Source organism: Candidatus Binataceae bacterium (assembly GCA_035294265.1).
GTDB lineage: Bacteria > Desulfobacterota > Binatia > Binatales > Binataceae > DATGLK01.
The window spans coordinates 1-12,647 of record DATGLK010000086.1; the positions used below are offsets into that span (position 1 = coordinate 1).

7 protein-coding genes and 1 pseudogene are annotated in these 12,647 nt (G+C 61.2%); 5 read left to right on the forward strand and 3 right to left on the reverse strand.

Translation table 11 applies throughout. The features are described from left to right. Window positions 1–77 precede the first annotated feature (77 nt). The 3 genes from VKV28_13765 (at window position 78) to VKV28_13775 (ending at window position 3,751) form a co-directional block, all read left to right on the forward strand. Window positions 78–1,838 carry a carbamoyltransferase C-terminal domain-containing protein gene (locus VKV28_13765; protein ID HLH77865.1) on the forward strand — a complete coding sequence of 587 codons (1,761 nt, stop codon included), beginning with the start codon at window positions 78–80 and terminating at the stop codon, window positions 1,836–1,838. Between the two features lies 1 nt (window position 1,839). Then, entirely contained in the window at window positions 1,840–2,946 is a 1,107-nt protein-coding gene (locus VKV28_13770; GenBank protein ID HLH77866.1) for an MraY family glycosyltransferase, read from the forward strand. 79 nt (window positions 2,947–3,025) lie between these two features. Further along, window positions 3,026–3,751, forward strand: a complete 726-nt coding sequence (locus tag VKV28_13775; protein HLH77867.1) for a DUF1499 domain-containing protein — start codon at window positions 3,026–3,028, stop codon at window positions 3,749–3,751. Window positions 3,752–3,774: 23 nt separating this feature from the next. On the opposite strand, the gene VKV28_13780 is transcribed toward VKV28_13775, so the two are convergent. Then, window positions 3,775–4,944 carry an efflux RND transporter periplasmic adaptor subunit gene (locus VKV28_13780; protein HLH77868.1) on the reverse strand — a complete coding sequence of 390 codons (1,170 nt, stop codon included), beginning with the start codon at window positions 4,942–4,944 and terminating at the stop codon, window positions 3,775–3,777. A gap of 44 nt (window positions 4,945–4,988) precedes the next feature. Then, window positions 4,989–8,222 (reverse strand): efflux RND transporter permease subunit, encoded by a 3,234-nt coding sequence (locus tag VKV28_13785; protein ID HLH77869.1) that lies wholly within the window; start codon window positions 8,220–8,222, stop codon window positions 4,989–4,991. 735 nt (window positions 8,223–8,957) lie between these two features. Here VKV28_13785 and VKV28_13790 point away from each other — a divergent pair. Together VKV28_13790 and VKV28_13795 are read left to right on the forward strand one after the other, a co-directional pair. Beyond that, a complete protein-coding gene (locus VKV28_13790; protein HLH77870.1) occupies window positions 8,958–11,111 on the forward strand; it encodes a VCBS repeat-containing protein in 2,154 nt (717 codons plus the stop codon). A gap of 66 nt (window positions 11,112–11,177) precedes the next feature. After that, complete coding sequence (locus VKV28_13795) at window positions 11,178–12,374, forward strand: aminotransferase class V-fold PLP-dependent enzyme (GenBank protein HLH77871.1); 1,197 nt, start codon at window positions 11,178–11,180, stop codon at window positions 12,372–12,374. Here VKV28_13795 and VKV28_13800 read toward each other — a convergent pair. Further along, window positions 12,363–12,494 (reverse strand): annotated as a pseudogene (locus tag VKV28_13800) (IS630 family transposase). The gene VKV28_13795 and the pseudogene VKV28_13800 sit on opposite strands and share 12 nt — an antisense overlap. Between the last annotated feature and the right edge of the window lie 153 nt (window positions 12,495–12,647).

Genomic DNA, 12,647 nt, shown 5'->3' on the forward strand with positions numbered 1-12,647 from the left:
TTTCGCCCCGCCGGCGGAAGAGGGGTTGCGCAGTGGCGAAATAGCGCGATGGCCGAAAGTAAGGAGAGTGCGATCGGATGAACGTGCTGGGGCTTAACCTGTTTCATGGCGACGCGGCGGCGGCGCTGCTGGTCGATGGCCGCTTGGTGATGGCGGTGGCGGAAGAGCGGCTCAACCGGGTCAAGCATTTCGGCGGCTTCCCGCGCCGCGCGATTCAAACCTGCCTGGCGGCCGCTGGCTTGACCATCGATGAGGTCGATCATGTCGCGATCGCGCGCAACGCTCGCGCCAATCTGGGCCGCAAGCTGGGTTACGCGCTGCGCAATCCCGGGCGCCTGCCCAACCTGCTCGCGATTGGACGGCGCCGGGCGGCGCTGGAGGATCTACATGCTCTGTTCGCCCAGGAGCTGGAAGTGGCGCCCCAGCGGCTGCGCTTTGCCGTCCACCGCATCGAGCATCACCTGGCTCATATCGCCAGCGCCTATCTGTGCTCGGATTTCGACTCCGCAGCCGGCCTTAGTTACGACGGCTCGGGCGATTTCGTCTCGGCGATGCTGGCGCGTTGCGAAGGCGGACACATCGAGGTTCTCAAGCGCATCTACCTGCCCCAATCCCTGGGTTTGTTCTATGGCATCATGTCGCGCTTTTTGGGCTTCGGCGAGTATGGCGACGAAGGCAAGGTGATGGGGCTGGCGCCCTACGGCAACGATCGCTACACCGAACTGTTCGAGCGACTGCTGCAGATCGATAGCAATGGCGACTATGCGCTGAACTTCGACTACTTCGCCCCTACCGGCAGCGATCAGGGCTTCACCATCGGCGAGGACGGCCGCATCCGGCTGACCGCCGGCTTTACCCCCAAGCTGAGTGCGGAGCTTGGCCCGGCGCGCCCGCCAGGCGCTGCGCTGAGCGCGCGCGACAGAGACTTGGCCTTTGGCCTGCAACGTCGCTTCGAGCAGGCGGCGCTGTCGCTGGTGCGTCAGTTGCTTACGCTGACGCCCAGCCCGCGGCTGGCCTTAGCAGGCGGGTGCGCACTCAACAGCGTCGTCAACGGCAAGTTGCAAGCCGAAACCGGGATTGAACAGACCTACATTCAACCAGCGGCTGGAGACGAGGGGTTGGCGCTGGGTGCGGCGCTCTACACCCAGCAGCGCCTACAACCCAACGCGGCGCGATTGCACCTGAACCACCCGTATTACGGCCCGGAGTACAACGAAGGGCAATGCCGCCAGGCGCTGGTTGCGCGCGGCCTGCGCTTCGAGCGATTGGAGCCGGCCGCGCTCATTGAACGTACCGCCGCGGCGCTGGCCGCAGGCGAGGTGGTGGGCTGGTTTCAGGGACGAATGGAATGGGGGCCGCGGGCGCTAGGCGCACGTTCCATCCTGACCCATCCGGGATGGCCGGGGATGCGCGAATTGCTTAATGGCCGGGTCAAGCATCGCGAACCCTTTCGGCCCTTCGCTCCAGCAGTGCTGGCCGAGCGCCAAGGCGAGTACTTCACCTCCAGCGAACCCTCGCCCTTCATGCTCCACGTTTTTCCCATTCGTCCCGCTTATCAGGCGCGCCTGGCCGCGGTCGATCACGTCGATCACACTGGGCGGGTACAAACCGTGAGCGCGCAGCTCAATCCCAGCTTGCATGCGCTCTTGAAGGACTTCGAGCGGCGCACCGGGATTGGAGCCCTGCTCAATACCAGCTTCAACGAGAACGAGCCCATCGTTTGCCGACCCGAGGAGGCGGTGGATTGTTTCATGCGCACGCACATGGACGCGCTGGCGCTGGGACCGTTTTTAGTCAGCCGGGCGGTCAACGATCTGCCGCGCCAGGGGCGGGACTGAAGTGGCCTTACTGGCGATGCTGGCGATTGCAACTGGCATTGCGGCGTGGAGTCTGGCCGCGCCGGCTGCCAGCCTGGCGCGTGCGCTGGGCGCGATCGATCGCCCCGAGCCGCGCCGGGTCAACCTGGCTCCCATTCCACGCCTGGGGGGGCTGGCGGTGTTTGGCGCGCTGATCTGGGGCTTGTTGCTCAGCGCGTCTTTCAATCGGCCATTGTTCATATCCCTGATCGGAGCTCAATGGCCAACCTTGGCGCTGGCCGCCACGGCCGTATTCGGGGTGGGACTGATCGACGACTTGCGCTCGCTGCCCATCGCGATCCGTCTGTTGGTGGAAGGCCTGGCAGCCGCCGCTGTGTGCTTGCTCTTTGTTCAGCTCTGTCCCGGCCGTGGCTGGTTGGATACCTGCGCGCTGGCCATCCTAAGCACGGGCTGGCTGGTGGCGGTGAGCAATGGCAGTAACCTTATCGACGGCCTGGACGGTCTGGCCGCCGGCGTCGCTATCATCGAGTTGAGCGCCCTGGGCGCATTGGCCACTTTCAGCCGCCAGCCGGTTGAATTGAGTGCCACTGCTCTGCTGGCCGGTGCCTGGGTCGGCTTCTGGCTGCGCAATCGATATCCCGCCACCATTTTTGCCGGCGACAGCGGAGCTCTTCTGGCCGGTTTCGCGGTGGGCGCGCTGGCCTTGCGGATCAGTAGTTTCTGCTCCCCTTGGGTGCGGCTGGAGATACTTCTGCTGATCATGGCGTATCCTCTTCTGGAGGTTCTGCTGACTATCGCTCGACGTGCTTGGCCAGTGCTCGCTGAGGCTTCCGGCCGCCGGCGCGGGCGCCAGTTGGTCGCGGCTTGGTGCAGGCCCGATCGCGATCATATTCATCACCGCCTGATCGACCGCGGCCTGTCCCATCGCGCTGCCGTCAGGCGGTGTCAGCTCCGATGCGCGTTGTTGGCGGCGCTGGGCGTGCTGGTGGCGGGGTGGCCCACGCTCGCGGTTCCGGCCGCGATGGCGGCGCTGTTGCTGATAGCCCATTTTGTATATCGCCTGGGATACCTCGCATCCTGGACCATCGGTGTGCCGCCGACCGCCGCCAAATCGGCGCCGGCAAAGTAGCTGCCGCTGTCGTTGAATCGTTAGCTTACGGAACTGCCCGCTTGTCTGCGTGCCGCCAACCCGCTATGCATCGAAACCTATGGCTGCGGCATGGCTGGGGTATTTCGATGCCTTGATCGCCTTGGCGCTGGTAGTGGCGGGACCGTTGGCGGCCCATCTGAACTTTATCGACCCGATGCTTGGGTTGCAGATAATGCTCTTTGGGCTGCTCTTTGGGCTGCTCACTCTGGTGCTTGGAGTGATCGGTTATTTTCAAACCCGCCATTTCGGGACCCAGCAACGCGCGGTTTTTGCCCTGACGGTTGGAGGCGCGATCAGCGCCGGCGCGGTGCTCTTGTTCCTGGTCGCGATGCGTTATCCGGCGATCAACGATTTGACTACGGATTACACCAACCCGCCACAGTTCGTTCACGCCGCCGAGCTGCCGGCCAACAGCTCGCGCTCGCTGGCTTACAATCAGGCCTGGATGGAGCCGCGCCAGCGGCGAGGCTATCCCGGCTTGGGACCGTTGGCGACTTTGCTGCCGCCGCCGGCGGCCTTCGCTCAGGTCGAGGCCATGGCCAGAGCGATGCCTGATTGGCAGGTTACCTATGCCAATCCGGCTACGCGAACGCTGGAGGCAGTCGCGACTAGCGCGGTCTTTGGCTTTCACGACGACGTGGTGATCGAGGTCCGGGCGCAAGGCAGTGGGAGCCTGATCGAAATGCGATCACGCGGCCGCGAGGGGATCGGCGATTTCGGCCGCAACAACCGCCACATCGAAGATTTTTTCGCGCGCTTGAAAACCCGCCTGACCAGGGCCTAACGTGAGCGCTAACTTAAGCGCCGTCATTTGCTTGTCGCCAAGCGATTGGGCGGTCCGGCCAGTGGGTTGGGCTGAGTGTAGCTTACCGTTTGTCCGTCTCTAAGGTCGGCGTTGAAGGGATCGACGACCAGATCGTCGGTTGAGAGGCCCGAGGTAATCTCGATGTAGTTCGGCTCGACCAGCCCAGTCGAGACCGAACGCGTCGTCACGGCGCCCTTGCTTGCCACCAGGACCGTGGCGCTTTGGCGACCTTGACTCACCGCGGAAATAGGAAGGCGCAGGGCCTGAGGATGTGAAACCAGATCGAGCTTGACGTGCGCGTACATGCGAGGATAAAGCGCCTGATCGCTATTGTCGATATCAACCTCGGCCAACATGGTGCGGGTGGTGAGATCCAGGGCGCCCGCATAACGGGTCACCGAACTTTTGATTGACAGACCGGGCATCCCGTCCACGGTCAAGGTGGCCGGCGTGCCGCGGCGAATATAACGGCACCATCGTGCAGGTACGTAGACGTAAACGCGCAACCGATTGGTCTTTGCGATAGTCAGGATCGGCCCGCCACCGATACGATGGCCGCCTGCCCCCTCGGTGGCGCCCGGAGAGATCAGGGCCGAGGTTTCGTTGACTCCAAAATCGCCGCCTCCGGCGCGCACCAAAGCGCCTGGGTCCACGAAGCGCCCGGTGATTCGGCCATCGAAGGGCGCGATGATTTTGGTATAGCCCACCATGGTTTGCAAAGTATGTACGGCGGCCTGCGCTTGCTGGTACTGAGCATAAGCCATATCCACGTCTTCCTGAGAAACCAGACGTGGATCGGAGGTCTGAACTCGCTTTATGCGCTCATAGGTGAGCTTTTCGATCACGAGGTGCGCTTGAGCGTGCTGAAGATTGGAATGGAGTTCGGGGACTTGTATTTCGGCCAGCACCTCACCGCGCTTGACCTCATCGCCCTTATCGACCGCGATTGACTTCAGATAGCCCGTCACCTTGGAGTGCAAGGCAGCTTCATAAAAGCCCACCAGATCGCCCGGCAGTTCGATACTCAGCGTCATCTCGCCGCGCTGCGGATGAATCACGCTGACGCGAGGCGTCGCCGGCGGTGTAGCCCGGGTCGCGGGGTGAGAGCATGCGGATAGCACCGCCGCGATTGCCAGCGCCAGGCACGCGGCGCTGACGCTTTTGATAGTCATGATTGTGATTCCTTTGCGCGTTGAGTCAGGATCCTTCTTGGCAGTTATGGATTGGCTTGCGCGGGCGGCGGGGCGGCCGCAGGCGCCGGTTTGAGGGAATAAAACAGCTCCCACACGCTGGGCACCAAAAACAAGGTCATCACCAGCGAGACGCTGAGCCCGCCGATGACCGCGCGCGCCAGCGGTGCGGAAGCCGCGCTTCCAGCCTCCAGTTTCATCGCCAATGGAGTCAAGCCGGCCACCGTGGCCAAGGAGGTCATCAAGATCGGTCGCATCCTGATCCGCGCCGCCTCGACCGCGGCCTGACGCAGAGGCATTCCCTCGAGGCGGCGTTGGTTGGCGAAATCGATCAGCAAAATCGCGTTGGATACCACGATCCCGATCATCACGATCACACCCATCATCGACTCGATATTCACCGTGGTATGGGTTGCCCAGAGCATCCAAACTACTCCGATCAAGCCCATGGGCACGGAAAACAAAAAGATGAAAGGGTCAAGCCAGGAACGGCCTTGGGCTACTCCGACCAGATAAACCACCAGCACCGCCAACGCAAATCCGCTTTCCATGCTCGCGAAGGTCTTTTGCATGTTGACCACCGAGCCGCGAAAATACGTCGTGATTGCGGGTGGCGCTTTCAGACCGGCAATCGCTCGCTTGACGGCGTCAAGAGTGCCACCCATATCACTGGTGCGCGGCGAAACCAGCACGTCGACCACTCGCTGGATGTTGTAGTGATCGGCCTCGGCCGGATAATGCGTCCGCTTGATGCTGGCCACCTCTCCCAGAAGTATGGATTCCTCGTGGCCGGAGGCGGAGTCAATCCGCGAGCGGGCAGGGCGATAGTTATAGTCGTGATAATTCTCGCCCATCCGCGTCCCGACCGGTAGATCGAGCAAAGTCTGAAAGGAATTGATGTTCTCTTCGAAATATTGAGCGCTCAAATAGTAATCGTCGCCGTTGCGAGGGTCGATCCAGATCGAGGGCTTGATCATATCGTTGCTGTTGATGGCGGTGATCAGATTGGTAATCACCGAGCGCTCGGTGATACCCAGGCGTGCGGCCTTGGTGCGGTCCACGTCTATTTCGACGGTTGGATAGTCCGCGATCTGCTTGAGCATTACCTGCCCGACCTCGGGCAGTCCTTCGATGCGCTGGTTGATCTGACGAGCATAGTTGAACATCGGTTTGAAGTCTTCGGTCATCGGGGCGCTGAGTTGGATGTCGATGGGAGCAAGCGAACCAAAATCAAGTACGGCATCGATGATGCTGCCGGAGCTGAAAAAGGTTTTGACGTCGGGAATTTGGCGAGTTAGTGCCTCTCTCACGGCTTGTTCGTAGTACTGCGTGGAATGGACGTGAGAGCTGCGCAGGGCCACCATGATTTGCCCGGTGTCCTCGCCGGAATTGGGGGTATATAGCGCCGAAATGTTGGCTACTACCCCGAGGTTGGCGATTACGTTTTGCAGGTCATGAGGTGGAATGACCTGGTGGATTATTTGGTTGATATGTTTTGCAACCGCATCTGTCAATTCGAGGCGGGTGCCCACCGGGGTGGTGATGTTGATTACGAATTTGCCGGGATCAGTCTCGGGAAAGAGCCGGGTCCCCAGGCGAGGAAACAGCAACATCGATAGCGCGAAAAGCACGACGGTCCCCACGATGACGGCGAGCTTGTGATTGAGCGAGCGATCAAGCACGCTGGCAAACCGCTCGGCGAAATGATTGTAACCGCGATCGAAGGCGGCCAGCGGTCCGCGCCGGGTGTCGATGCCAGTGGCTTCGCGTTGGGCGGCTTGACGCGCTTCCTCCGGATTAAGTAGACGCGCGCAGTAGATGGGAATGATAGACATCGAGACTACGTACGAAGCGGCCATTGAAAAAAACACCGCCAACGCAAGCGCGGTGAACAGCTCCTTGCTCACACCATACAGAAAAATCACCGGGAGAAAGACCACGATGGTGCTGATGGTGGAGGCCAGGACCGCGTAGGTTACTTCGCCGGCTCCATCGGCCGCGGCGGCTTGCGGTTGCTTGCCCATGGCGAGATGGCGATTGATGTTCTCCAGGACCACCGTGGAGTCATCAATAAGCCGCCCGATAGCAAGTGTGAAGCCGCCCAGAGTCATCAGGTTGATGGTTTGGTGGGCCAATCCCAATCCGACGATTCCAGCCAGAATCGACAGCGGAATCGACAGAAAAATGGCAAAAGTGGAGCGCAGACTGCCTAAGAAGAGCAAAATCATCAGGGAAGCCAGGATGGCACCCGAGGCTGCCTCGTGCTCCAGGGCATGCACTGCCTCAAGGATGGTTCCTTCTTGGCTGAAGAGGGTGCCAACTTTCATGTTGGGGGGCAGCCCCGTGACGTGACGCACTGCCTGCTTGACCCCAGTGATTACGTCCAAGGTATTGGCGCCGGTCTGCTTGAAGATCGGGATGTAGACGGAGGGCTTTCCGTCGATCAATACCTCGTTATATTGGATTTCAGCGGCCTTTTCGGCTTTGCCCACGTCGCCCACGTACGTCGGCGCCTGGCCGGGGCCGATCATCACCGGCACTTGATTGAGCTCTTTGGGACCGGGGATCTGCGCGTTGCTATAGATGTACCAGTCGTAAGGTCCGATTTTGGCGTCTCCAGCCGGAAGAATCTGGTTGGTCGAGTTGACCGCGCTGGTGACGTCGTCCAGAGTAATTCCCTTGGCTTGCAGCTTCTGGCGGTCCAAGTAAACCATTATTTGGCGAATTTTGCCGCCAAAAGGATAGGGCACCGAAGCCCCACTGACGGTGGCCATGAAGTTGCGCACGTTGTAGCGCCCTTCATTCTGTAATTCGGTTTCATCGTACGGGCCGGACACCGTCACTAGAATTACCGGAATCGACGACGACGCGTTGTATTCAAGCACCAGCGGGGGTAGCGTCCCGGGCGGCATCAATCCCAAATCCCCCATCGCCAGGGTCGCCAGGTTGGCGGCGCCCACTCCGATATCGACCTCGGGGTGGAAGTAAACGGTAATCGCGCTGACCCCGGGAATCGAGCGTGATTCGATATGTTCGATGCCGTTGCCAAGCGTGAAGAAGCGTTCATAACGGCTGGTGATATCCTGTTCCATCGCCAACGGTGCGAACCCTGGATAGAAGGTGGCGACCACGGCCGCCTTGATGTACAGGCGTGGAAAGACGTCCACCGGCAGTTGGGTCAAGGTCATGATCCCGAGGATCACGACCAGCAGGGCGGCCACGATGATCAGATGCGGATTACGCAGTGAGAATCCTGGCATCCTTGTCTCCCCACCACTCCCGGCCTATCGTCGCCGATTTGCGCTCAGGGGCGCTATGCGCCGCTAGCCCCACAACCCGCCAGGGCCGACACTGCCACCCTCCAGCTCTCGGCGGCCTTTTGACGGCACTTGATCCTGGTGCTGATTGGGTAAGCGCACGAAGTTGTGTTCCGTTGCAGGCGCGCGCGAGGCCGGTGTCAAATCATTAAGACCCAGGGTCGGGTCGATTGGGCGCGTGGGCTCTTGCCGAGTCGCAAATCTAAAGGAGGTGTGCATGTTGCTCGGCATGCTGAAGGATTTGAATTTGAAATGACCTGCACGCTCTTGCGCTCCCAGGCCATCGAGATCGTGCTCCGTCGGTGATCGATTCAAAAGGTAAATCGTCTAGACCAAATTAAAGCGCTGCCAAGCCAGAGACTAACTCAAGCGTAAACGCTGGCGCAACATACCTGGCTTGCGGCCGAGCTAAAACCTACTCGGGCCAGGCGCAGGCAGCGCCGTGCGCCAGAGGGAGCCACGTGCCGACGGCTTGATCGCGCGGAGGTTCTCGGGACCGAAAAGAGAAGTTGGCGGGTTAACTTAATCGATGCTCGAAGCGGGATACCCGGCACAAAACAGTCGCTCACCGGTTGGCATCGCGGGTGACCTCTTCGGAGCAGGTCGCAATTCCTTCTTGCACACCGTTCCAGTCATGTGCCGCTAGCATCATAGCACTTGCGCTGGGAGGAAGTGGAAGTGAAGGCACGCATGGTTGTAACAATGGCGCTGAGTGCTCTGTTCGTGGCCTCGATGGTTCCACCTCATCGTCTGCTGGCGGCCTGCGGGCTGCTACGCCATGACCTGACGGTGGGCAGCCATCCGCTCGGCGTGCTCGCCATTGACGTCAACGGCGACGGGTTGCCCGACCTGGTGGCGCTCAACGCCGACTCGTGGTCGATCTCGGTGCTGCTGCGCCAAAAAACCGGCGGTTATGTACGCCTGCCCGACGTCGCGCTGCCGCAGCTTCCGCGCGGCATTGTGTCGGCGGATTTTAACGGCGATGGCGTGCCCGACCTGGCGGTCTCGATGGGATTGAGTTCGGTGGAAATCTTGTATGGCAACGGCGCGGGAGGCTTCAGCGTGGCTGCCACCGTGATGGTGGGCAAAGTGCCACAAGGAATGACGGTGGGAGATTTCAATGGCGATGGGCGGGTCGATTTGGCGGTGGCGTGCGAGGGCAGCAGCGTGATCTCGGTGGTTCTCAATCTGGCCTCCGGCTACACCATAGCGTCGAATCCGGTAGTCGGAGTGCTGCCGATGGATGTAGTCACGGCCGACTTCAACGGCGACGGCAAGCTCGATCTGGCAGTGACCAACAGCGGCTCGCAGACCGTAAGCATTCTGCTGGGCAATGGCGCGGGCAGCTTCAGCTTGGCGCATAATATTTTGCTAAGCGGTAAACCCGATTACATTATCACCGGCGATTTCAAGAACGATGGCAAGCTGGAACTGGTGGTGTCCCTGGGACTTAGCCCCAATCAACCGCTGGCAGTAATTCTGACCGGCGACGGCACCGGCAATTTTTCGCCCGCCTACCTGATCGCTGGGATCAAGCCCACTGGGCTGGCGGTGGGTGATTTCAACCACGATGGCAACCTGGATCTAGCAGCCGCGAACTGGGGTAGCAACATGGTCGCGGTGATGTTCGGCAACGGAGCGGGCCGCTTTTACGCGCCCCAGTATTACAGCACCGGCGCGCAACCGACCGCGATGGCGGCGGCGGACCTTAACCGGGACGGCTCGACCGATTTGATTTCGGCGGATACCGGCAGCAACACGTTGACGATTCTGCCCAACCAGGGCGACGGCAAGTTCTCGTTCTCCCTGTCCGGCATTGCTGCGGGTGCCGGTCCGCATGCGCTAGTCAGCGGCGATTTCAACGGCGACGGGCTGACCGACCTGGCAGTGGCCGACGCCTCATCCAACCAAGTCACGATGCTTCTGGGTAAAGCCGGCGGCGGGCTGGTGGGGGGCGCGCAGATTGCGGTAGGCAGCGAACCCTTTGCCCTGGCGGCGAGCGATTTCACCAATAATGGGTTGCTGGATTTGGCCGTGGTCAATCAGCTCTCCAGCGACATATCGGTGCTACTCAACGACGGCACCGGCAACTTCGGCGCTTCCTACGCTACCACCACCGCCAATAGTCCGGTGGCAATCGCCAGCGCCGATTTCAATCATGATGGGTTCGCCGACCTGGCGGTGGCCAATTACGGCGCCGCTTCAGTGACGATTTTGCCTGGCGACGGCGCAGGCGACTTCGGACCACCCACGCAGTATAATGCCGGCGATTATCCGATCGCGCTGGCCGCGGGGGATTTCAATAACGATGGCAATCCCGACTTGGCCGTGGTTGCGGCCGGGGATTACGCGGTCGATATCTTGCTCAACAACGGCAGTGGCCAGTTCGGCTCGCCCACTGCCTTCGCCGTGGGGCAGTTTCCCCGCGCCGTGGCTTTGGGCGACTTCAACAAGGATGGCAATCTGGACGTGGCCGTGGCCAACGGCCTGTCCGACGACATTACGGTGCTGTTTGGCAACGGCGCGGGCAGCTTCCCTACTTCGGTCACTGTAGCCACCACTTATGGGGGCGCGCCTTCGGCGCTAGGGGTGGGGGACTTCAACAACGACGGCAATCCCGATATCGCGGTCAGCTTGGCGGGCACCGGCCAGCTGACGATCCTCTATGGCGACGGCAAGGGAGGGTTCGCGCTCGATACGGTACTCGCGGCGCCCAATCCCTTCAGTCTAGCGGCCGGGATCTTCGATCCGAGTAACCTGCCGGGGGTGGCGGTGGCTTCCTTCAGCTCCAATCAGGTAGTGGTGATTCCCAATTGCTCGCTGACATTCTAAAACCTGAGCCTCAGTCGGCGGCTAAACCGGTTTTAACTACGCGCACGCCCCCGATAATATGGCGGAGTGAGCGCAAACACCGAGACAGACCGGGTTGCATACGGCGCGCCTGCCCGCGCGTATTTTCCGCTGGCGCCCGATCTAATCTATCTCAACCATGGCGGCTTCGGCCTCACGCCCCATTGCGTGCTGGCCGAACAGGCGGCTTGGCGCGAGCGGATCGAGCGCAATCCCAGCGGTTTCATGGCCCGCGAACTGCCGCAGATGCTGCGTGACGCGGCCGCGGCGTTGGCTAGTTATCTGAAGGTGCGGCCGGATAACCTCGTCTTCGTTGATAATGCCACTACCGGTTGCAACGCCGTATTGCGCTCGCTCGAACTGGAGCACGACGACGAGATCCTCACCACCAACTACGCCTATGCTGCAATCGCCAAGGCGATCGGATTCGCAGCCCGGCGTGGCCCGGCGAAAGTGGTCACTGCCGAGTTGCCGATGCCGTTGCGGGACGCAAGCGAAGCGATTGAAGCCCTCGCCTCTCGTCTCAGCGCACGCACTAGGCTGGTAGTGCTCGACCACATAGCTTCGCGCAGCGCCTGCATTTTGCCGGTGGCAGCGATGGCACAGTTAGCGCATCAAGCAGGCGCGCGTGTGCTCGTTGACGGTGCTCATGCGCCCGGTCAGATCGAGTTGGATCTGCCGGCGAGCGGCGCCGACTGGTATGTCGGCAATTGCCACAAATGGCTGTTTGCACCGCGCCCGTGCGGTTTCCTGTGGGCCAATCCGCAAGTTGACGAAGTGATACATCCCACCACTATCTCGCATGGTTACGGCGCCGGCTTTACCGCGGAATTTGACTGGACCGGTACTCGCGATCCGAGTCCGGCGCTGTCGGTACCGGCCGCACTGGCCGCTCATGCCCGTCTGGGCGGTGCCCATTTGATGGCGCGCAATGCCGCATTGGCGCGGCGGGCGGGCGAGATGCTGGCGCAGGCATGGGGAACCGAAACCGCGGCGCCGAGCGCGACGTGCGCGGCGATGGCGACGATTCGGATGGCGCTGAAGCCGCCCAGCGGACTGGCAATCGGGGCGGTTCGTTCGCGCCCTACGGTCGAGTTGGAATTGCGCGCCCACCTGGCTCGGAAGCATCGAATCGAAGCCGAAATCTTTGCTCAGGCGGGAGCGTTATGGCTGCGAATCGCGGCTCAGGCCTACAACGAGTGGTCGGAATACGAACGGCTGGCAACCGCTGTACAGGCGCTCTAGTGTTGTGTGCGGGAAATAAGTGTTGCGTTTTGAATGCTGGCTAGTAAGCCCAAACCAGCGCTCTGTCAGGTTGAGCCATGACGCGCTGGTGTGCGTGAAATGCAGATGAAAACGGGGATGGTCGGGCCAGCCATTGTTTGACGGCAGGATGGCCGTGGGTGCGTAGTTGCCGCAGATCAGATTGACTTGCGGCAACGATTGCGCCAGCGACTTCAGGAAGTCGATGAACTCAGGTTGCGCCCGCAATGGTTTGTGCTCGCAACCATGCCTCCA

What these genes read in the sequence shown, in the direction of transcription:
- VKV28_13765 (HLH77865.1), top strand. Translation starts at nt 78, where the DNA reads ATGAACGTGCTGGGGCTTAACCTGTTTCATGGCGACGCGGCGGCGGCG.
- VKV28_13775 (HLH77867.1), top strand. Translation starts at nt 3,026, where the DNA reads ATGGCTGCGGCATGGCTGGGGTATTTCGATGCCTTGATCGCCTTGGCG.
- VKV28_13780 (HLH77868.1), bottom strand. Translation starts at nt 4,944, where the DNA reads ATGACTATCAAAAGCGTCAGCGCCGCGTGCCTGGCGCTGGCAATCGCG.
- VKV28_13785 (HLH77869.1), bottom strand. Translation starts at nt 8,222, where the DNA reads ATGCCAGGATTCTCACTGCGTAATCCGCATCTGATCATCGTGGCCGCC.